This window comes from Geodermatophilus sp. SYSU D00663 (assembly GCF_054050655.1).
In genome coordinates, this window is the sequence record NZ_JBJGZT010000024.1 from 40404 (window position 1) to 60962 (window position 20559).

The 20559-nt window shown below is 74.6% G+C and carries 20 protein-coding genes and 1 tRNA gene; 18 read left to right on the plus strand and 3 right to left on the minus strand.

Annotated features, from left to right (window positions below; translation table 11 throughout):
• Window positions 1-119 precede the first annotated feature (119 nt).
• From ACI79Z_RS17595 to ACI79Z_RS17605, 3 genes are all read right to left on the minus strand, one after another.
• Window positions 120-191, minus strand: a tRNA-Arg gene (locus ACI79Z_RS17595).
• A 50-nt stretch (window positions 192-241) separates the two neighbouring features.
• On the minus strand, window positions 242-940 hold the full coding sequence (locus tag ACI79Z_RS17600; protein WP_456903375.1) for a DUF305 domain-containing protein: 699 nt from the start codon (window positions 938-940) through the stop codon (window positions 242-244).
• Window positions 941-947: 7 nt separating this feature from the next.
• Entirely contained in the window at window positions 948-1802 is an 855-nt protein-coding gene (locus tag ACI79Z_RS17605; protein WP_387990085.1) for a DUF3105 domain-containing protein, read from the minus strand.
• 184 nt (window positions 1803-1986) lie between these two features.
• Here ACI79Z_RS17605 and argS point away from each other — a divergent pair, with 184 nt between their 5' ends.
• The 18 genes from argS (at window position 1987) to atpA (ending at window position 20556) form a co-directional block, all read left to right on the plus strand.
• Window positions 1987-3648: an arginine--tRNA ligase gene (gene argS / locus ACI79Z_RS17610; RefSeq protein ID WP_456903376.1), complete on the plus strand. Its 1662-nt coding sequence runs from the start codon at window positions 1987-1989 to the stop codon at window positions 3646-3648.
• Window positions 3645-5135 (plus strand): diaminopimelate decarboxylase, encoded by a 1491-nt coding sequence (gene lysA, locus ACI79Z_RS17615; RefSeq protein WP_456903377.1) that lies wholly within the window; start codon window positions 3645-3647, stop codon window positions 5133-5135. Before argS ends, lysA begins: the two co-directional genes overlap by 4 nt.
• On the plus strand, window positions 5132-6430 hold the full coding sequence (locus ACI79Z_RS17620) for a homoserine dehydrogenase (protein ID WP_387990076.1): 1299 nt from the start codon (window positions 5132-5134) through the stop codon (window positions 6428-6430). Before lysA ends, ACI79Z_RS17620 begins: the two co-directional genes overlap by 4 nt.
• Window positions 6427-7506 (plus strand): threonine synthase, encoded by a 1080-nt coding sequence (gene thrC, locus ACI79Z_RS17625; RefSeq protein WP_387990073.1) that lies wholly within the window; start codon window positions 6427-6429, stop codon window positions 7504-7506. Before ACI79Z_RS17620 ends, thrC begins: the two co-directional genes overlap by 4 nt.
• Window positions 7507-7536: 30 nt before the next feature.
• Window positions 7537-8451 carry a homoserine kinase gene (thrB, locus tag ACI79Z_RS17630; RefSeq protein ID WP_387990070.1) on the plus strand — a complete coding sequence of 305 codons (915 nt, stop codon included), beginning with the start codon at window positions 7537-7539 and terminating at the stop codon, window positions 8449-8451.
• Window positions 8452-8693: 242 nt separating this feature from the next.
• Entirely contained in the window at window positions 8694-10934 is a 2241-nt protein-coding gene (gene rho, locus ACI79Z_RS17635; protein ID WP_456903378.1) for a transcription termination factor Rho, read from the plus strand.
• A 145-nt stretch (window positions 10935-11079) separates the two neighbouring features.
• Complete coding sequence (rpmE, locus tag ACI79Z_RS17640) at window positions 11080-11304, plus strand: 50S ribosomal protein L31 (protein ID WP_387992433.1); 225 nt, start codon at window positions 11080-11082, stop codon at window positions 11302-11304.
• An 87-nt stretch (window positions 11305-11391) separates the two neighbouring features.
• Complete coding sequence (gene prfA / locus ACI79Z_RS17645) at window positions 11392-12471, plus strand: peptide chain release factor 1 (protein ID WP_387992436.1); 1080 nt, start codon at window positions 11392-11394, stop codon at window positions 12469-12471.
• A gap of 11 nt (window positions 12472-12482) precedes the next feature.
• The gene (gene prmC / locus ACI79Z_RS17650) at window positions 12483-13331 is read left to right on the plus strand and encodes a peptide chain release factor N(5)-glutamine methyltransferase (RefSeq protein ID WP_456903387.1); all 849 of its coding nucleotides are present in this window, start codon (window positions 12483-12485) and stop codon (window positions 13329-13331) included.
• A gap of 6 nt (window positions 13332-13337) precedes the next feature.
• A complete protein-coding gene (locus tag ACI79Z_RS17655) occupies window positions 13338-13979 on the plus strand; it encodes an L-threonylcarbamoyladenylate synthase (protein ID WP_387992439.1) in 642 nt (213 codons plus the stop codon).
• A gap of 171 nt (window positions 13980-14150) precedes the next feature.
• Window positions 14151-15455, plus strand: a complete 1305-nt coding sequence (locus ACI79Z_RS17660) for a glycosyltransferase family 4 protein (protein ID WP_456903379.1) — start codon at window positions 14151-14153, stop codon at window positions 15453-15455.
• On the plus strand, window positions 15452-15928 hold the full coding sequence (locus ACI79Z_RS17665) for a hypothetical protein (protein ID WP_387992445.1): 477 nt from the start codon (window positions 15452-15454) through the stop codon (window positions 15926-15928). The genes ACI79Z_RS17660 and ACI79Z_RS17665 overlap by 4 nt, the downstream gene beginning before the upstream one ends.
• 115 nt (window positions 15929-16043) lie before the next feature.
• Window positions 16044-16268 carry an AtpZ/AtpI family protein gene (locus ACI79Z_RS17670; RefSeq protein WP_387992448.1) on the plus strand — a complete coding sequence of 75 codons (225 nt, stop codon included), beginning with the start codon at window positions 16044-16046 and terminating at the stop codon, window positions 16266-16268.
• Window positions 16265-17095: a F0F1 ATP synthase subunit A gene (gene atpB / locus ACI79Z_RS17675; RefSeq protein WP_387992450.1), complete on the plus strand. Its 831-nt coding sequence runs from the start codon at window positions 16265-16267 to the stop codon at window positions 17093-17095. Before ACI79Z_RS17670 ends, atpB begins: the two co-directional genes overlap by 4 nt.
• Before the next feature lie 96 nt (window positions 17096-17191).
• The gene (gene atpE / locus ACI79Z_RS17680) at window positions 17192-17419 is read left to right on the plus strand and encodes an ATP synthase F0 subunit C (RefSeq protein WP_387992453.1); all 228 of its coding nucleotides are present in this window, start codon (window positions 17192-17194) and stop codon (window positions 17417-17419) included.
• Between the two features lie 46 nt (window positions 17420-17465).
• Window positions 17466-18050, plus strand: coding sequence for a F0F1 ATP synthase subunit B (locus ACI79Z_RS17685; protein ID WP_387992455.1), 585 nt, complete (start codon window positions 17466-17468; stop codon window positions 18048-18050).
• Entirely contained in the window at window positions 18050-18868 is an 819-nt protein-coding gene (locus ACI79Z_RS17690; RefSeq protein WP_456903380.1) for a F0F1 ATP synthase subunit delta, read from the plus strand. Before ACI79Z_RS17685 ends, ACI79Z_RS17690 begins: the two co-directional genes overlap by 1 nt.
• Before the next feature lie 56 nt (window positions 18869-18924).
• Window positions 18925-20556 (plus strand): F0F1 ATP synthase subunit alpha, encoded by a 1632-nt coding sequence (gene atpA / locus ACI79Z_RS17695; protein ID WP_387992461.1) that lies wholly within the window; start codon window positions 18925-18927, stop codon window positions 20554-20556.
• Window positions 20557-20559: the final 3 nt, after the last annotated feature.

Here is a 20559-nt window from a genome sequence, read left to right on the forward strand (position 1 = left end):
GCCTCCGAATGCGCGAGAGGCCCCGCCGGCGCCCCTCAAGGGGGCCGGCGGGGCCTCTCGTCGTCGTGCCCGGAACCAACGGTCAGCCGCTCACGGGACCAACGGTTAGCACCGGTGTGTGCCCCCGGCAGGATTCGAACCTGCGCACCCGCCTCCGGAGGGCGGTGCTCTATCCCCTGAGCTACGGGGGCTCGGGGCAGGAGAGAAGTTACCAGCCCTCCCCGCCCGTCCCGGCGGCGGGTCAGGGCGCCGGCAGCGGCGTCCCGCCCCGCGCGGTCAGCATGCCGACCATCGTCGTCACCTCGGCGGTCTGCGTCTCGGCGATGGAGCGGGCCAGCGTCCGCACGGCCGGCTCGGCGGCGTTCCCCGCGGCGTACTGCGCCATGTCGAAGCCGCCCTGGTGGTGGCGGATCATCAGCCGGAGGAACTCCACGTCGAACGCCGTGCCCGACAGCGACCGCAGGGCCGCCAGCTCGTCCTCGGTGGCCATGCCGGGCATCAGCGCGCCGGAGCCGGAGGTCGAGGGCGTGTCGTGCGAGGCGTGCCCGCCGCCCATCCACGCCATGTGCTCACCGCCGGAGCGGGGGAGGCCCCACAGCGCGAGCCAGCCCTCCATCTGCCCGGCCTGGTTGGTCTGGGTGCTGGAGATGTCGAAGGCGATCTGGCGGATCTCGGGGTCGGTGCTGCGCTCGAGGGCCAGGTTGGCCATCTCCACGCCCTGCCGGTGGTGCACCGCCATGTCCCGCGAGAAGCCGGCGTCGACGGAGTCCGCCGTCGGCGTCGCCTCCTGCCCGATGCCGAGCCCCACCGCCAGCCCGCCGCCGAGCGCGACCAGCGCGACGGCGATCACGGCCAGGAGCGCGGCCCGCAGGCCGCGGCCGCGCGGGCGGGGCGCCGGCGCGGGGGTCTCCTGCCCGGGGCGGGTGGCGGTGGCGGTCATCGCGGGCTCACTCCGTGGGGGACCCGGCGGCCGCGGTCGGCGTCGTCGGGGCGTCGGTGGTCATGGCCTCCGTGCCGCGGCTGCCCTCGCCGGTGACGAGCGGGTCGCTGATGAAGGTCGGGTTCTCGCAGCTGGCCCCGACCTCGGGGTAGGCGCCCTCGACCTCGGAGTTGAAGGTGAGGAAGTCGGCGAACTGCTCGATCCGCGGGTCGTCGACGGAGTCGACCTTCAGCTGGTGGTTCCAGGACTGCAGGCTGACCGCGGAGTCGAGGCCGGCGTAGGGCGACAGCAGCCGGCCGGAGACGCCGTCGACCAGCTCGGCGAGCTTCTCGACGTCGGCGCCGGAGACCTCGTCCGGGTCGTAGGCGATCCACACGGCGCCGTGCTCCAGCGAGTGGACGGCGTTCTCGTGCCGGATGTCGACGTCGTAGACGGTGCCGGTGCAGTCGGCCCACTCGCCGTCGTGCGGCCCGCCGACCGGCGGCGTCTGCTCGTACTCGACCGGGGTGGTCACGTGCTCCTGGCCGGCGGCGTAGTCGAAGCTCTGGATGCCGGAGATCTCGTCGAGGGCGTCGATCCGCTCGGCGTCGGACTGCCGCACCTGCACGACGGCGTAGGTGATGGCCGCGGCGGCGAACACCACGACGGCGACGGCGGCGGCGATCAGGCCCCACGGCCGCTGCTGCGTCACGACCTGCGTCGGCGGGCGGGTGCGGCCGCGGCCCCCGTTCCGGCCGGCGGGCGGGCGGGCCGACGACCCGCCGGCCGACGACTTGGCCGTCGACACCGGACGGGCACCGGACCCGGACCGGCTCGACCCGCCTCCGGCGCGGCCGGCCTCGGGCTTGCGGTCCTTGGCCACGTGCTTCTCCTCAGTGCTCGTCGAGTGGTGCGTCCGCCGGTCGTGGCGCAGCATGGGTGCGCGCCGGCGCGGCAGGCCTCCCGCCTGCCTCCAGGCACGCGAGTCTAGGTCGCGCACCTGTGCGCCCCCTGACAACTCGGGTGCGGCGGGGAGCCGGGTCGCGGACGCTGCCTACGATGACGCAGTGACACCCGAGCAGCTGCGCGACCTCGTCCGGACCGCGGTCGCGGCGGTCGTCGAGCGCGGCACGCTCGCCGTCGCCGTCCCCGACGACGTCCTCGTCGAGCGTCCCAGGAACCCCGAGCACGGCGACTACGCGACCAACGTCGCCCTGCGCCTGGCCAAGCCCGCCGGCATGCCGCCGCGCGCGGTGGCCGACCTGCTGGCCGAGGAGCTGCGCGCGCAGCCGGGCGTCGGCCGGGTCGACGTCGCCGGCCCCGGCTTCCTGAACGTCACCCTCGCGCAGGGCGCGCTGGGGCGGATCGCCGTGCAGGCGGTCACCGCGGGGGAGGCCTACGGCCGGACCACCACGCTGGCCGGGCAGCGGCTGAACCTGGAGTTCGTCTCCGCCAACCCCACCGGCCCGGTTCACATCGGCGGCAGCCGGTGGGCCGCCGTCGGCGACGCGATCGGCCGGCTGCTGCAGGCCAGCGGCGCCGACGTGACCCGCGAGTACTACATCAACGACGCCGGCGCCCAGATCGACCGCTTCGCGCGCAGCCTGCAGGCCGCCGCGAAGGGCGAGCCGGTGCCCGAGGACGGCTACGGCGGCGCCTACATCGCCGACATCGCCGCCGCCGTCGTCGCCGAGGTGCCCGACGCCCTCGACCGCGACGACGACGCGCAGCGGCAGACCTTCCGCGACCGCGGCGTCGCGCTGATGCTCGACGAGATCCGCCGGTCGATGGAGGGCTTCGGCGTCGACTTCGACGTCTGGTTCTCCGAGAGGTCGCTGTACGACACCGGCGCGGTGGACAAGGCCCTGGCCCGGCTGCGGGAGCAGGGGCACGTCTACGAGTCCGACGGCGCGGTGTGGCTGCGCACCACCGACTTCGGCGACGACAAGGACCGCGTGCTCGTCAAGGCCGACGGCGAGACGACGTACTTCGCCTCCGACTGCGCCTACTACCTGGACAAGCGGTCCCGCGGCTTCGACCGGGTCGTGATCATGCTCGGCGCCGACCACTCCGGCTACGTCGGCCGGTACAGGGCGCTGGTGGCCGCCACCGGCGACGACCCCGACACCCACCTCGAGATCCTCATCGGCCAGCTGGTCAACCTGCTGCGCGACGGCGAGCCGGTCCGGATGAGCAAGCGGGCGGGCACGATCGTGCTGCTCTCCGACCTCACCGACGCGATCGGCGTCGACGCCGCCCGGTACGCCCTGGCCCGCGCCTCGGTGGACCAGACCATCGACATCGACGTCGAGCTGTGGAGCCGGCGCACCAGCGACAACCCGGTCTTCTACGTCCAGTACGCGCACGCCCGGATCTCCTCGGTGCTGCGCAACGCCACCGACCTCGGCCTCACGCTGGGGGAGGCGGACGGCGTCGATCCCGGGCTGCTCACCCACGAGCGGGAGAACGACCTGCTCCGGGCGATCGGCGAGTTCCCGCGGGTGGTGTCCTCGGCGGCCGAGCTGCGCGCGCCGCACCGGGTGGCCCGCTACCTCGAGGAGCTGGCCGGCACCTACCACCGCTTCTACGACGCCTGCCGGGTCCTGCCCCGCGGCGACGAGGAGGCGACGCCGCTGACCACGGCGCGGCTGTGGCTGTGCGCGGCCACCGCGGTGGTCCTGCGCAACGGCCTCGGCGTGCTCGGCGTCTCCGCTCCGGAGCGGATGTGAGGGCCCACCCGGCGGGGCCGCTCCACGGCGCCTTCGCCCCCGAGCCCTCGGCCGGGATGCCCCCGGCCGACCTCGGCGCGCTCGACCCGCAGGTCTGGCCGCGCACGGCCCGCCGGGTCGACGGCGAGCTCCACGTGGGCAGCAAGCCGGTCACCGAGCTCGCCCGCACCCACGGCACCCCGCTGTTCGTCCTCGACGAGGAGGACTTCCGCGGCCGCGCCGCCGACTTCGCGGCCGCCTTCGACGGCGCCGACGTGCACTACGCCTCCAAGGCCTTCCTCTGCGGCCAGGTGGCCCGCTGGATCGCCGACGACGGCCTGCACCTGGACGCCTGCAGCGGCAACGAGCTCGCCGTCGCGCTGGCCGCCGGCTTCCCCGCCGAGCGGATCGCGCTGCACGGCAACAACAAGTCGCTGGTCGAGCTGCAGCTGGCCGTCGACTCCGGCATCGGCCACGTCGTGCTCGACTCCTTCGACGAGATCGACCGGCTGGTGCCCATGGCCGAGGCGCGGGTCGCCGCCGGCGGCAGCCCGGTGCCGGTGCTGGTGCGCACCACGGTCGGCATCGAGGCGCACACCCACGAGTTCATCGCCACCGCCCACGAGGACCAGAAGTTCGGCTTCTCGCTGGCCACCGGGGACGCGCTGACCGCGGCCGTGCGGGTCATCCGCGAGCCCGCGCTGCACCTGTCCGGGCTGCACAGCCACATCGGCTCGCAGATCTTCGACACCGCCGGCTTCGAGGCCGCCGCGCACCGCGTCGTCGGGCTGATGGGGCAGGTGCACCAGGCCACCGGCGAGGTGCTGGGGGAGCTGAACCTCGGCGGCGGGTTCGGCATCGCCTACCTGTCCGACGACGACCCGGTCACCCCCGCCGACGTCGCCCGCCGGCTGCGCACCGTCGTCGCCGCCGAGTGCGCCGCGCTGGACCTGCCGGTGCCGCGGCTGGCCGTCGAGCCCGGCCGCGCGATCGCCGGGCCGGGCACGGTCACGCTGTACGAGATCGGCACGATCAAGCCGGTCCGGCTGGGCGGCGGCGGCCACGGCGGGCCGCAGGTGCGCAACTACGTCTCCGTCGACGGCGGGATGAGCGACAACATCCGCACCGCGCTCTACGACGCGAGCTACACCTGCGTGCTGGCCAACCGCACCTCCGACGCCCCGCCGGCGCTGTGCCGCGTCGTCGGCAAGCACTGTGAGAGCGGCGACGTGCTGGTCCGCGACCTGTGGCTGCCCTCGGACGTGCAGCCCGGCGACCTGCTCGCCGTCGCCGCCACCGGCGCGTACTGCTGGTCGATGGCCAGCAACTACAACTACCTGCTCAAGCCGCCGGTGGTGGCCGTGCGGGACGGCGCCGCCACCGAGATCGTGCGGCGTCAGACACTGTCCGACGTGTTCACCCTGGACGCGGTGCTGGCCGCGGTGCCCGCCCCGTCCCCGGCGATCGACCAGCCCGCGCCCGAGCACCCGGTGGGAGCCCGCTCGTGAAACCGCTCAAGGTCGCCCTGCTCGGCTGCGGCACCGTCGGCAGCGCGGTGCTGCGCCTGGTCGACGAGCAGGCCGCCGACCTCACCGCCCGCGTCGGGCGCCCGGTGCAGGTCGCCGGGGTCGCCGTCCGCCGGCCCGACCGGCACCCCGACGTGCCCGCCGGTCTGCTCACCACCGACGCGCTCGGCCTGGTCACCCGCGACGACGTCGACCTGGTCGTCGAGGTCATCGGGGGGATCGAGCCGGCCCGCACGCTGATCCAGGCGGCGATCGAGGCCGGCAAGTCCGTGGTCAGCGCGAACAAGGCGCTGCTGGCCGAGGACGGCGTCGCGCTGCACGCCGCCGCGGCCAAGGCCGGGGTCGACCTCTACTACGAGGCGGCGGTGGCCGGGGCCATCCCGCTGCTGCGGCCGCTGCGCGAGTCGCTGGCCGGCGACCAGATCCGGCGCGTGGTCGGCATCGTCAACGGCACGACCAACTACATCCTGTCCCGGATGGCCGAGACCGGGCACGGCTTCGCCGAGGCGCTGGCCGAGGCCACCGAGCTCGGCTACGCCGAGGCCGACCCGACCGCCGACGTCGACGGCTTCGACGCCGCCGCGAAGGCCGCCATCCTCGCGTCGCTCGGGTTCCACACCGCGGTCACCGCCGCCGACGTGCACCGCGAGGGCATCTCGTCGGTCACCGCCACCGACGTCGCCCGCGCCGCCGAGATCGGCTGCACGGTGAAGCTGCTGGCCATCTGCGAGCGGGTGCCGGCCAACGGGGACGGGGAGGGCGAGTCGGTCGCCGTCCGCGTGCACCCGGCGATGATCCCGACGTCGCACCCGCTGGCCGCCGTCGGCGGGGCGTTCAACGCCGTCTTCGTCGAGGCCGAGGCCGCCGGGCAGCTGATGTTCTACGGGCAGGGCGCCGGCGGCGAGCCCACCGCGAGCGCCGTGCTCGGCGACCTGGTCGCCGTCGCCCGCAACCGGGTGGCCGGCGCCGCCGGGGCCGGGCCGACCGCCTACGCCGACCTGCCGGCCCGGCCGATCGCCGAGACGCCCACCCGGTACCACGTCAGCCTCGACGTGGCCGACGTCCCCGGTGTGCTGGCGACCGTCGCGACCGCCTTCGCCGAGCACGGGGTGAGCATCGCCACCGTCCGCCAGGACGGGCACGGCGACGCCGCCACGCTGGTCATCGTCACGCACAGCGCCCCCGACGCGGCGCTGTCGGCGACGATCGCCGCGCTCCGGGAGGTCCCCGCGGTCCGCGGGGTCACCAGCGTGCTGAGGGTGGAGGGTCTGTCATGACGGGGACGCTGCGCGGTGCCGTCTCGCCGGTCTGGCCCGGGCTGATCGAGGCCTACCGGTCGCGGCTGCCGGTCAGCGCCACGACGCCGGTGGTCACCCTGCACGAGGGCGCCACCCCGCTGGTGCCCGCCGTCGAGCTGTCCCGGCGCACCGGCTGCGAGGTGTTCCTCAAGGTCGAGGGCGCGAACCCGACCGGGTCGTTCAAGGACCGCGGCATGACCATGGCCATCACCAAGGCGCTCGAGGAGGGATCGCGGGCGGTCATCTGCGCGTCCACCGGCAACACCAGCGCCAGCGCCGCCGCCTACGCCGCGCGGGCCGGGATGGTCTGCGCCGTCCTCGTGCCGCAGGGGAAGATCGCGCTCGGCAAGCTGGCCCAGGCGCTGGTGCACGGCGCCAAGCTGCTGCAGGTCGAGGGCAACTTCGACGACTGCCTCGCGCTGGCCAGCAAGCTGGCGATCGACTACCCGGTCAGCCTGGTCAACAGCGTCAACCAGTACCGCATCGAGGGGCAGAAGACCGCGTCCTTCGAGGTCGTCGACGTCCTCGGCGACGCCCCCGACGTGCACTGCCTGCCGGTCGGCAACGCCGGCAACATCACCGCCTACTGGCAGGGCTACCGCGAGTACGAGTCCGACGGCCCGGCCACGAGGCGGCCGCGGATGTTCGGCTTCCAGGCCGCCGGCGCCGCGCCCATCGTGACCGGCCAGGTGGTGGAGAACCCGAGCACCATCGCGACGGCGATCCGCATCGGCAACCCGGCGTCGTGGACCAAGGCGCTGGCCGCCCGCGACGAGTCCGGCGGCCGCATCGACGCCGTCACCGACCGCGAGATCCTCGCCGCCTACCGGCTGCTCGCCCGCAGCGAGGCGGTCTTCGTCGAGCCCGCCTCCGCCGCGTCGGTCGCCGGGCTGCTCAAGGTGGCCGCGGCCGGGGAGCTCGAGCCGGGGCAGCGCGTCGTGTGCACCGTCACCGGCAACGGGCTCAAGGACCCGGAGTGGGCCATCTCCGGTGCGCCCGCGCCGGTCACCGTGCCGGTGGACGCCGCCGCGGCCGCCGCGCAGCTGGGTCTCTGAGTGGCCACTCGGTCCTCCGTGCGGGTGCGCGTGCCCGCGACCAGCGCGAACCTCGGTCCGGCGTTCGACTGCGCCGGCCTCGCGCTGACGCTGCACGACGTCGTCGAGTTCGCCGTGGCCGACTCCGGGCTCACCGTCGAGGTGTCCGGCGTCGGCGCGGGGGAGCTGCCCACCGACGAGCGGCACCTGGTCGTGCGGGCCTTCCGCGCCGCCTGCGAGCGGCTCGGCTGGACGCCGCCGGGCCTGTGCGTGCGCGCGGAGAACGCGATCCCGCAGGGCCGGGGGATGGGCTCGTCCGCCGCGGCCGTCGTCGCCGGTGTGGTCGGCGCGTTCGAGCTGTGCCCCGACGTCGACGTCCGGGACGACGGCGCGGTGCTGCGGCTGGCCGACGAGCTCGAGGGGCACCCGGACAACGTCGCCGCCTGCCTGCTCGGCGGCGCGACGCTGTCGTGGACGACGCCCGAGGGCGCGCGGGCCGACCGGCTGCCGGTGAGCGAGGACGTCGTGCCGGTGGTGCTGGTGCCGGAGGCGACCCTGTCGACGCACACCGCGCGCACGCTGCTGCCGGACCTGGTGCCGCACGCCGACGCCGCGTTCAACGCCGCCCGCGCCGCACTGCTGGTGCACGCGCTGACCGCGGAGCCGGCGATGCTGCTCGAGGCCACCGACGACCGGCTGCACCAGCGGCAGCGCGCGGCCGCGATGCCGGACACGATCGCGCTGGTCGACCGGCTGCGCACGGCCGGACACGCCGCCGTCGTGTCCGGGGCCGGGCCCAGCGTCCTCGTGCTCGCGCGGCGGCACCCCGACGACGTCCCGGGGGACGCGGCGGCGGTGCGCGAGGTGAGCGGGATCACCCCGGACGGGTGGCGGGTGTACCCCCTGGAGGTGGACCACGGCGGCGCCCGAGTGGTTCGAGTGACGCCTGGGGTATCGTCTTCGTAACGAGGAACACTCCGCTGGTCAGCGGTGTTGTCCCGTCCGTGGGGCGAGTCCTAGGCTTGCTGCGTAGCCGCCCCTCGGGCGAGCCTCGCGCGGAACGTTGCAGACGACCTTCCTGTCGACGCTGATCCCCGCTCCGCACCCACTCGATCCGCCGTCCCCCCTGTCCGGAACAGATGGACGGGGCGGCGCCGGGTCACCTCCTGCGCTGGTAGGCGCAGGCCACCGCAGGGAAGGACCTGTACGTGAGCGAAACCACCGACCTCGCCACCACCGGCGCCCCCGAGGGCGCTGCGGGCGAGGCACCTGCGGCCACCGGCACGGCGGGCCGCTCCCGCCGCCGCGGCAGTGGGCTGGCCGGCATGCTGCTCCCCGAGCTGCAGCGGCTCGCGGCCGAGCTGGGCATCCCCGGCACGGGCCGCATGCGCAAGGGCGACCTCGTCGCCGCCATCTCCGCCCGCCAGGTCGGCGGCGCGACGCCGGGCAGCGTCCCGGCGCCCGGCGCCCCGGCCGACGCGGCCCCGAACGTCCCGGCCTCGCGGGGCGCCGACGCCGTCGCCGCCACCGCCACGCCGGTCGAGGCCCCCGTCACCGGGGGCGCCAACAGCGGTCCGGTGACCGCCCCCGCCGCCGACGCCCCGGCCGAGGGCGCCCCGCGGCGCCGGCGTGCCGCCAGCCGCCCGGCCGGTGCCCCCACCACGGAGGCGCCCGCCGCCGCGGCCCCCGCTGCCGAGGCGCCCGCTGCCGGGGCCCCGGCCGCCGAGGCCCCCGCCGCGGCTCCGCCGGCCGCCCCGCCCGCGGAGCGCACCGAGGGCGAGCGACCCGCCGCTGACCGCACCGACGGCGACCGGACGGACGCCGACCGCGGCGACCGCGGCGACGGCGACCGCGGCGACGGCGACCGTGCCGAGGGCGACCGCCCGGCCCGCAACCGCGACCGCACCCGCAACCGGGACGGCCGCGACGCCCGCGACGGCGACCGCGCCGAGCGCGGCAACCGCGACGGGCAGCGCGACGGCAACCGGGACGGCCGCGACGCCCGCGACGGCGACCGCGCCGAGCGCGGCAACCGCGACGGGCAGCGCGACGGCAACCGCGAGAGCCAGCGCGACGGCCAGCGCGACGGCCAGCGCGACGGGCGCGGCCCCGACCGCGGCGAGCGCACCGACCGCAACGCCCGGCCGAACGACCGCACCGACCGGAACGACCGCGCGGACAACCGCAACGATGAGGACGACGACGACTTCGAGGGCGGCCGCGGCCGTCGCGGGCGCCGCTACCGGGACCGCAACCGCCGCAACGGCCGGGACCGCTTCGACCAGCCCAGCGAGCCGACGGTCAGCGAGGACGACGTCCTGCTGCCGGTCGCCGGCATCCTCGACGTCCTGGACAACTACGCGTTCGTCCGGACCTCGGGGTACCTGACCGGCCCCAACGACGTCTACGTGTCGCTGTCCCAGGTGCGCCGGCACGGCCTGCGCCGCGGTGACGCGATCACCGGCGCGGTCCGCCAGCCGCGCGAGGGCGAGCGCAAGGACAAGTACAACGCGCTGGTCCGCCTCGACTCGGTCAACGGCCTGGACCCCGAGCAGGCACGCAACCGGCCGGAGTTCACCAAGCTGACCCCGCTCTACCCGCAGGAGCGGCTGCGGCTGGAGACCGACCCGCACCAGCTGACCACCCGGGTCATCGACCTGGTCATGCCGATCGGCAAGGGGCAGCGCGCGCTCATCGTGTCGCCGCCCAAGGCCGGCAAGACGATGGTGCTGCAGGCGATCGCCAACGCGATCACCACGAACAACCCCGAGTGCCACCTCATGGTCGTCCTCGTCGACGAGCGGCCCGAGGAGGTCACCGACATGCAGCGCTCGGTGAAGGGCGAGGTCATCGCCTCGACCTTCGACCGGCCGCCGTCGGACCACACCACCGTCGCGGAGCTGTCGATCGAGCGCGCCAAGCGCCTGGTCGAGATGGGCCACGACGTCGTCGTCCTGCTGGACTCGATCACCCGCCTGGGCCGCGCCTACAACCTGGCCGCCCCCGCCAGCGGGCGGATCCTGTCCGGCGGTGTCGACTCGACGGCGCTCTACCCGCCCAAGCGCTTCCTCGGGGCCGCCCGCAACATCGAGAACGGCGGCTCGCTGACCATCCTCGCGTCGGCGCTGGTCGAGACCGGCTCGACGATGGACACGGTCATCTTCGAGGAGTTCAAGGGCACGGGGAACGCGGAGATCAAGCTCGACCGCCGGCTGGCGGACAAGCGGGTCTTCCCGGCCGTCGACGTCAACGCGTCGGGCACCCGCAAGGAGGAGATCCTCCTCTCGCCCGACGAGCTGGCCATCGTCATCAAGCTGCGCCGGGTGCTCGCCGCGCTCGAGCCGCAGCAGGCGCTGGAGCTGCTGCTCGACAAGCTGCGCAAGACGCGCAACAACGTCGAGTTCCTCATGCAGATCCAGAAGACGACGCTCGGCCCCGAGCGCGACTGACGCACCGCCCGCCGCCGCGCTCGGCCGATCGGGGATACTGGTCGGCCGAGCCCCGCGCCAGCGCCCCGAGCAGGGCCGGAATGACCGGCCGGCCGCCGGCGTTCACGACAACAGCACCGAGACGTCCCCGGAAGAGGCCCGCATCATGAAGTCCGGTATCCACCCCGACTACCACACCACCACGGTGACCTGTGGGTGTGGGAACACCTTCACCACCCGCAGCACCGCCCCCGGCGGCACGCTGACCGTCGAGACCTGCTCCGCCTGCCACCCCTTCTACACGGGCAAGCAGCGGATCCTCGACACCGGTGGCCGCGTGGCCCGCTTCGAGAAGCGGTTCGGCAAGCGCGGCGCCACCGCCGGCAAGTAGCACCCCCGACGGCGCCCGTCCCACCTCGCGTGGGACGGGCGCCGTCGTCGTGTCCACCCCCGCTCCACCCCGCACGAGAGGTACGCCATGAGCAGCCCGACCGACGCCGCGCCCGACCGGCTGCGCGGGCTGCTCGAGGAGCACGCCGCGCTGGAGACCGAGCTCGCCGACCCCGCGGTGCACGCCGACGCCGGCCGCGCCCGGCGCCTGGGCCGCCGCTACGCCCAGCTCGCGCCCGTGGTGGAGACCGCCCGCGCGCTCGACACCGCCCGCGACGACCTCGACGCCGCCCGCGAGCTGGCCGCCGAGGACCCCTCCTTCGCCGAGGAGGCCCGCGGCCTCGAGACCCGCATCGACGAGCTCACCGACCGGCTGCGCGAGCTGCTGCTCCCGAAGGACCCCGACGACGACAAGGACGTCATCCTCGAGATCAAGGCGGGGGAGGGCGGCGCGGAGTCCGCGCTGTTCGCCGGCGACCTGCTGCGCATGTACCTGCGCTACGCCGAGCGCCGCGGCTGGGCCACCGAGGTCCTCGACGCCGTCCCCGCCGAGCTCGGCGGCTACAAGGACGTCTCGATCGCGGTGAAGTCCCGCACCGACGAGGGCATCTGGTCGCGGCTGAAGTTCGAGGGCGGCGTCCACCGGGTGCAGCGGGTGCCGGTCACCGAGTCGCAGGGCCGCATCCACACCTCCGCCGTCGGCGTCCTCGTGCTGCCCGAGGCCGAGGAGGTCGACGTCACCGTCGACCCGAACGACCTGCGCATCGACGTCTTCCGCTCGTCCGGCCCCGGCGGGCAGAGCGTGAACACCACCGACTCCGCCGTCCGCATCACCCACCTGCCCACCGGCATCGTGGTCAGCTCGCAGAACGAGAAGAGCCAGCTGCAGAACCGCGAGTCGGCGCTGCGGGTGCTCCGCTCGCGGCTGCTGGCCGCCGCCCGCGAGGAGGCCGCGGCCACCGCCAGCGACCAGCGCCGCAGCCAGGTCCGCACGGTCGACCGCAGCGAGCGGGTGCGCACCTACAACTTCCCGGAGAGCCGCATCTCCGACCACCGGGTCGGCTTCAAGGCCCACAACCTCGACGCCGTCCTCGACGGCGAGCTCGACCCGGTCATCGACGCGCTCACCCGCGCGCACACCGCCGAGCTGCTGGCGGCCGGGTCCTGAACACCCGCACGCTGCTCGCCGACGCCGCCCGCCGCCTGGCCGAGGCCGGCGTCGAGTCGCCCCGCGTGGACGCCGAGCTGCTGCTCGCCCACGTCCTCGGCGCCACCCGGACGGCACTGCTCACCCTCGACGACGTCGACGACGACGCCGCCGCCCGCTTCGCCGCGCTGCTCGACCAGCGGGCCGCCCGCGTCCCGCTGCAGCACCTCACCGGCCGGGCGCCGTTCCGCCACCTCGAGCTCGCCGTCGGCCCCGGCGTGTTCGTGCCCCGGCCCGAGACCGAGCAGCTCGTCGAGTGGGCGCTGGCGCGGCTGGCCGGCGTCGACGAGCCGGTCGTCGTCGACCTGGGCAGCGGGTCCGGCGCGATCGCGCTGTCGATCGCGCACGAGCACCCCGGCGCGCGGGTCACCGCCGTCGAGCGCGACCCGCAGGCGATCGAGTGGACCCGCCACAACGCCGGCCTGCGCGCCGCGGCAGGGGACCGGCCGGTCACCGTGCTCGCCGGCGACATGACCGACCCGGGCCTGCTGCGCGACCTCGACGGCACCGTCGACCTCGTCGTCTCCAACCCGCCCTACGTCCCCGACGGCGCGCGGGTGCCGCGGGAGGTCGTCGACCACGACCCGCCGCTGGCGCTGTGGGGAGGCCCGGACGGACTCGACGTCGTCCGCGGGCTGCTGACGACGGCGGCCCGGCTGCTGCGCCCCGGCGGCGGGCTGGGCGTCGAGCACGCCGACGCGCAGGGGAGTGCGCTGCCCGCGCTGGTGCGCGGCACCGGCGACTTCACCGCCGTCGCGGACCACCCCGACCTCGCCGGGAGGCCGCGGTTCACGACCGCCGTCCGGGCTGGGGGAGACTGACCGCCCGTGGCCGACCTCTACGACTGCACCGACCCCGAGCAGCGCGCCGCGGGTCTCGCCGCCGCCGCCGCCGCGATCGCCCGCGGCGAGCTGGTCCTGCTGCCCACCGACACCGTCTACGGCGTCGGCGCCGACGCGTTCTCGCCCGCCGCGGTCTCCGGCCTGCTGGCGGCGAAGAACCGCGGCCGCGCCATGCCGGTCCCCGTGCTGATCGGGGAGGCCTCGACGATGGCCGGGCTGACCATGAGCGTGCCCCGGGTGGCGCAGCGGCTGGCCGAGGCCTTCTGGCCGGGCGGGCTGACCCTCGTCGTCGAGCACGCGCCGTCGCTGGCCTGGGACCTCGGCGACGCCGAGGGGACGGTCGCCGTCCGCCTCCCCGACGACGACGTCGCCCGCGACCTGCTGCGCCGCACCGGCCCGCTCGCCGTGTCCAGCGCCAACCGCTCCGGCCGGCCCGCCGCCACGAACGCGCAGGAGGCGGACGCGCAGCTCGGCGAGCACGCCGCGGTCGTCCTCGACGGCGGCCCGCGCGCGGGCTCGGCGGCCAGCACGATCGTCGACTGCACCGGCCCGGTGCCGCGCGTGCTGCGGGTGGGCGCGGTGCCGGTCGAGCGGCTGCGCGAGGTCGTGCCCGAGGTCACGGACTAGGGCCCCGTCGCCGGCGGCTGCGGATCCCGCTCCGTCCGGTGACGGGGGGATACCGTGGGGGTACCGCCAGTCCCGTCCGCCCGCCGCCTCGCCCCCGGGAGCCCCGTCGCGATGAGCACGCCCGCTGCGCGCCCGGCCGGGACCGCGCGCGGTCCGCACGGGGGCTGAGCCGTGCGCGAGTACGCCGTCGTCCTGCTGACCGCGGGCCTGGTCACCTTCCTGGCCACGCCGGTGGTGCGGATCGCGGCGGTGCGGCTGCGGATGATGGCCGCCCCCCGCGAGCGCGACGTGCACGTCATCCCCACCCCGCGCGGCGGCGGCGTGGCCATGTACCTCGGGGTCGCGGCGGCGGTGCTGGTGGCCACCCGGCTGCCCGCCCTGCAGCGCACCTTCGACGACTCGCAGACCGCCGCCGTCCTCGTCGCCGGCGGGCTCATCTGCCTGCTCGGCGTGCTCGACGACAAGTTCGGCCTCGACGCGCTCACCAAGCTCACCGGCCAGATCGCCGCCGCCGGCGTCATGGTGCTGCTCGGTGTCCAGCTGGCGTTCCTGTTCCTGCCGGTCGCCGACATCGGGACCATCTCCTTCGGCCCGGACGTCGGCGTGCCGCTGACCATCCTGCTGACCGTCCTCACGGTCAACGCGCTCAACTTCATCGACGGCCTCGACGGGCTGGCCGCGGGCGTCTCGGCCATCGCGGCGCTGGCCTTCTTCGCCTACAGCTACAACCTCAGCCGGGTCGGCTACGACGAGGTCGCCAGCGCCCCGGCCCTCGTGACGGCGGTGCTCGCCGGCGCCTGCCTGGGCTTCCTGCCGCACAACTTCAGCCCGGCGCGCATCTTCATGGGCGACTCCGGGTCGATGCTCGTGGGGCTGATGCTCTCGGCCGCCGCGGTGAGCGCCACCGGCCGGGTCGACGCCCAGTCCTTCGACTCCGCGGCCAGCCTCCTGCCGCTGGCCCTGCCGCTGCTGGTGCCGATCGCGGTGCTCTTCATCCCGTTCGTCGACCTGCTCCTCGCGGTGGTACGCCGCACCCGGCGCGGGCAGTCGCCGTTCTCGCCGGACAAGATGCACCTGCACCACCGGCTGCTGTCCATCGGGCACTCGCACCGCCGGGCGGTGCTGACCATGTACTTCTGGGCGGCTCTCCTGTCCTTCGGCGCGGTGGCCCTGTCGGTCACCGGCGGGACGGTCGAGCTGCTCGTCGTGATCGGGGTGCTGCTCGTCGTGGGTGTCGTCGTCGTCCTCGCCCCGCACGCCCGGCGTGCCGCCCGCGAGGCCCGGGCCGCCGAGATCGCCGAGCAGCGCCGCCGCAGCCGCGCCGCCCACCCGACCGCGCGGGCGCACCGCGCCGGGCGCCGGTCCCCGGAGCCGGCGACGCCCGCGGCGCCCCCGGTGCCGGCCGCCGCACCTGCCCCGGCGCCGCCGACCCCGTCCGCCCCCCGTGCGGCCGGCGCCGGCCAGGGGCTGCGGTGAGCGCGCCCCGCCCGGCCCCGCAGGTCCCGTGGGACCTGTCGTTCCTCAAGGTCGGCACGCTGGTCACCGGCACGGTCGCGGTCGTCGCCGCGCTGGTGGCCGGGCTGGTCGCCGGGTGGGCCGACGCGGTCGGGGTGCTGGTCGGAGCCCTGGTCGTGACGGCGTTCTTCGTCCTCTCCGGTGTGGTCATCGCCTGGGCCGGGCGGGTCGACGACACCTTCACGCTGCCGGCCGCCCTGGGCACCTTCTTCGTCAAGGCGGTCGTGCTGTTCGGCATCCTCAACGCGCTGCCGGAGGACGGCTGGCTCGACCGGCGGACCCTCGCGTGGGCGGTGGTCGTGGGGGCCCTGCTGTGGAGCGGCGTGCAGCTGCGGTGGGTCTGGACCCGCCCGCTGTACTACGTCACGCCGCCCGCGCCACCCGGTCAGGCGACGGTCCCCCCGGCACCGGGAGGCGCCCCCACGCCCGGCTGATAGTGTCCCGGCGATGGCCGAGGACGACCCCACCCGTGGGGAGCCCCGGCCCCGACCTGCGCGACCAGCCCCTCGGGGCAGCGGTGCCGAGACCGGCTGGGCCGTCATCGGGACCATGATCTCCGGGATGGCCGTGTGGGGCGGTGCCGGGTGGTTGCTCGACCGGTGGTTGGACACGCGGGTGTTCCTGCCGGTCGGGATCCTCCTCGGCATCTCGGCGGCCATCTACCTGGTCGTCAAACGGTTCGGCGGGCTGCCACCAGACCCTGGTGCACCCGAGCAGGGCAACACCCCGGGCGGACGACGGAGCCGGCCCAGGACGCAGAAGGGACCACGGTGACCTCCAGCGCCCTCGCGCTCACGGACGTGCTCGCCGCCGAGGGCGGCGGGTCCGGCGACGGCTTCCAGGCCCCCGGCCTGAGCGAGTTCTACCCGGAGCCCCTCGCCGAGTTCTCGCTGCTCGGCATCGACTTCGAGATCACGCGCATCACGCTCGGCCTGTGGTTCGCCACGCTGGCGATGCTCGTCTTCATGGTCCTCACGGTCCGCAGGCCGCAGATCGTGCCGGGCAAGATGCAGTTCATCGGCGAGAGCGGCTACTCGCTGGTCCGGGACGGGATCGCCCGCGACGTCGTCGGCCCCAAGGGGATCCCCTTCGCGCCGTTCCTCGCGTCGCTGTTCTTCTTCATCCTCGCGAACAACCTGATGGCGATCCTGCCGCTGGCGCAGATCTCCCCCATGTCGCGGTTCGCGTTCCCGCTGGTCCTCGCCGGCATCTGCTGGGTGCTCTACATCTACATCGGCATCCGCGAGCAGGGCGCCGGCCGCTACTTCAAGGACATCCTGTTCCTGCCCGGCGTGCCCAAGCCGATGTACGTCCTGGTCACGCCGATCGAGATCCTGCAGAACTTCATCGTCCGGCCCTTCACGCTCGCCGTCCGGCTCTTCGCGAACATGTTCGCCGGCCACATGCTGCTGGTGGTCTTCTCCCTCGGCGCGGTCTACCTGTTCAGCCGGGACAACTTCTCGATCGTCTTCGGCCCGATCTCGGCGCTGATGGCGATCGTCATGACCTTCTTCGAACTGCTGGTCATCTTCCTGCAGGCCTACGTCTTCACCGTGCTGATGGGGACCTACCTCAACGGCTCGATCGAGGCCGAGCACTGACCGGCTGAGCGCGCACCTCCCGGACCGCACCACCCCCCAAGACCCCCGCAAGCCGCCCGGAGACACCGGGCGACGACACAGGAGGAACACCCCGTCATGGATCTTCTGGCTGAGCTGTCCGGCAGCATCGGCTCCGTGGGCTACGGCCTCGCCGCCATCGGCCCGGGCATCGGCGTCGGCATCGTGTGGGCCGCCTACATCCAGGCCACCGCCCGGCAGCCCGAGTCGGCCGGCCTGACCCGTACCTACGCGTTCCTCGGGTTCGCGCTCTCCGAGGCGCTCGCGCTCATCGGCTTCGTCGTCCCCTTCGTCTTCGGCACCTGATCCGCGCCCGCGGGCCGGCACCGACTGAGACAGGGACACTGAGACCATGAGAATCCTCGCAGCGGAGGAAGCCCACAACCCGCTGATCCCGCCGCTGGGCGAGATCGTCATCGGGCTGATCGCGTTCGCGATCGTCATGCTGGTCTTCTTCCGGTTCATCGCCCCGCGCTTCGAGCAGGTCTTCCGGGCCCGCCGCGAGGCCATCGAGGGTGGCATCGAGCGGGCGGAGGCCATGCAGGCCGAGGCCAAGGCCGCGCTGGAGCAGTACCGCGCCCAGCTGGCCGAGGCACGCACCGAGGCCGCGCAGATCCGGGACCAGGCCCGGGCCGAGGGCCAGCAGATCCTCGAGGAGCTGCGGGCCCAGGCGCAGGAGGAGTCGGCGCGCATCGTCGCCCGCGGCGAGGAGCAGCTGGCCAGCTCGCGCCAGTCGGTCATCAACGAGCTGCGCGGCCAGATCGGCACGCTGGCCGTCGACCTCGCCGGCCGCGTGGTGGGGGAGTCCCTGGAGGACGAGGCCCGGCGCCGCGGCACCGTCGACCGGTTCCTCGACCAGCTCGACGGCATGGCCGGCGGTGCGGCGGGCAACGGCCGCACCGGCAGCACGGTGTTCGTCCCCGGCGGCGACCGCTGATGGACGCCTCCAGCCGGGAGGCGCTCGCGGTCAGCCGCGAGCGCCTCGCCGCGACGACGGCCGGTGCCGCCGGCCCGGGCCTGCTGGCCCTGGCCGACGAGCTGTTCGCCGTCGCGCGGCTGCTCGACGGCAACGTCGCGCTGCGCCGGGCCCTGTCCGACCCGGCGGCCAAGCCGGCCGACCGGGCCGGACTGGCCCGCCGGATCCTCGGCGGGCGGGTCTCCGAGGCCGCCGTCGACCTGGTCGAGACCGTCGCCCGCCAGCGGTGGTCGCGGCCGCTGGACCTGGTCGAGGCCGCCGAGACCCTGGCCACCGAGGCCTCGCTGGACGCCGCCGAGGCGCGTGGCGAGCTCGAGGGCGTCGAGGACGAGCTGTTCCGCTTCGGCCGGATCGTCGGCGGCGACCCGGGGCTGTCCCGCATCCTCTCCGACGACGTGGCACCGGCCGAGGGGCGCGCGGCGCTGCTCGACCGGCTCCTGTCGGGCCGGGTCAGCCCGGTCACCGAGCAGCTGCTGCGGAACTCGCTGACCGTCCGGCACGTCGGTAACGCGGAGAACCGGGTCGAGCGGCTGTCCGTGGCCGCTTCCGCCCGGCGCGGCCGCTCGGTCGCCCACGTCACGACGGCGGTGCCGCTGACCGCGACGCAGGAGCAGCGGCTGCGCGACGTGCTCGGCCGGATCTACGGGCGGACGATCGGCCTACAGGTGACGGTCGACCCCGAGGTGCTCGGCGGCCTGGTCGTGCGCGTCGGTGACGAGGTCATCGACGGCAGCATCGCCAACCGGCTCGAGTCCGCCGGCCGCCGGCTCGCCGGCTGACCCGCCCCACCCCAGACCACAGACAGCACGACCCAGCAGGGAAGAGGACGCGTGCCATGGCCGAGCTGACGATCTCCGCAGACGAGATCCGCAGTGCCATCCAGAACTACGTCACCGAGTACTCCCCGGACGTGTCCCGGGAGGAGGTCGGGATCGTCACCGAGGCCGGCGACGGCATCGCCCGGGTCGAGGGCCTGCCCTCGGTCATGACCAACGAGCTGCTCGAGTTCGAGAGCGGCGTCCGCGGCCTCGCGCTGAACCTCGACGTCCGCGAGGTCGGCGTCGTCATCCTCGGTGACTTCGCCGGCATCGAGGAGGGCCAGCAGGTCCGCCGCACCGGCGAGGTCCTGTCGGTGCCGGTCGGCGACGGCTACCTCGGCCGCGTCGTCGACCCGCTCGGCAACCCGATCGACGGCGGCGGCGAGATCGCCACCACCGGCCGCCGCGCGCTGGAGCTGCAGGCCCCCACCGTCGTCCAGCGCAAGTCGGTGCACGAGCCGCTGCAGACCGGGATCAAGGCCATCGACGCCATGACCCCGATCGGCCGCGGGCAGCGCCAGCTGGTCATCGGCGACCGCCAGACCGGCAAGACGGCGATCGTGCTCGACACGATCATCAACCAGAAGCAGGCCTGGGCGACCGGCGACCCGAAGCAGCAGGTCCGCTGCATCTACGTAGCCGTCGGCCAGAAGGGCTCCACGATCGCGGCGATCCGCGCCTCCCTCGAGGAGGCCGGCGCGATGGAGTACACGACCATCGTCGCCGCTCCTGCGTCGGAGGCCGCCGGCTTCAAGTACATCGCCCCCTACACCGGCTCGGCCATCGGCCAGCACTGGATGTACGAGGGCAAGCACGTCCTGATCGTCTTCGACGACCTGTCCAAGCAGGCCGAGGCCTATCGCGCGGTCTCGCTGCTGCTGCGCCGCCCGCCGGGCCGCGAGGCGTACCCGGGTGACGTCTTCTACCTCCACTCCCGGCTGCTGGAGCGCTGCGCCAAGCTCTCCGACGACCTGGGCGCCGGGTCGATGACGGGTCTCCCGCTCATCGAGACCAAGGGCAACGACGTGTCGGCCTACATCCCGACCAACGTCATCTCGATCACCGACGGGCAGATCTTCCTCGAGACCGGTCTGTTCAACTCCGGTGTCCGCCCGGCCATCAACGTGGGCATCTCGGTGTCCCGGGTCGGCGGCTCGGCGCAGATCAAGGCGATGAAGTCGGTCGCCGGCCGCCTGCGCCTGGACCTGGCCCAGTACCGCGAGCTCGAGGCGTTCGCCTCGTTCGCCTCGGACCTGGACGCCTCCAGCCGGGCCACCCTCGACCGCGGCCAGCGCCTCGTGGAGCTGCTCAAGCAGGGCCAGTACCAGCCGTACCCGGTCGAGCGCGAGGTCGTCTCGCTGTGGCTGGGCACCACCGGCAAGCTCGACCGCGTGCCGGTGTCCGACGTCCGCCGGTTCGAGTCGGAGTTCCTCGACTACATCGGCCGCGGCGAGAGCGGCGTCTACGACGAGATCCGCACCTCGCGGGCCCTCGGCGACGACGCGGTGAGCAGCCTCGAGCGCGCCGTCGAGAGCTTCTACCAGCAGTTCACGACCTCCGACGGCACCTCGCTGGTCAACGAGCCCGAGGCCGAGGCCATGGACGCGTCCGAGCGTGGCCAGGAGCGCGTCCAGGTCAAGAAGGCCTGACCG

Coding starts and splice junctions, on each gene's coding strand:
- rpmE (WP_387992433.1), top strand. CDS start 11,080: ATGAAGTCCGGTATCCACCCCGACTACCACACCACCACGGTGACCTGT.
- atpA (WP_387992461.1), top strand. CDS start 18,925: ATGGCCGAGCTGACGATCTCCGCAGACGAGATCCGCAGTGCCATCCAG.
- ACI79Z_RS17690 (WP_456903380.1), top strand. CDS start 18,050: ATGGACGCCTCCAGCCGGGAGGCGCTCGCGGTCAGCCGCGAGCGCCTC.
- ACI79Z_RS17670 (WP_387992448.1), top strand. CDS start 16,044: ATGATCTCCGGGATGGCCGTGTGGGGCGGTGCCGGGTGGTTGCTCGAC.
- ACI79Z_RS17685 (WP_387992455.1), top strand. CDS start 17,466: ATGAGAATCCTCGCAGCGGAGGAAGCCCACAACCCGCTGATCCCGCCG.
- prfA (WP_387992436.1), top strand. CDS start 11,392: ATGAGCAGCCCGACCGACGCCGCGCCCGACCGGCTGCGCGGGCTGCTC.
- atpE (WP_387992453.1), top strand. CDS start 17,192: ATGGATCTTCTGGCTGAGCTGTCCGGCAGCATCGGCTCCGTGGGCTAC.
- ACI79Z_RS17600 (WP_456903375.1), bottom strand. CDS start 940: ATGACCGCCACCGCCACCCGCCCCGGGCAGGAGACCCCCGCGCCGGCG.
- thrC (WP_387990073.1), top strand. CDS start 6,427: ATGACGGGGACGCTGCGCGGTGCCGTCTCGCCGGTCTGGCCCGGGCTG.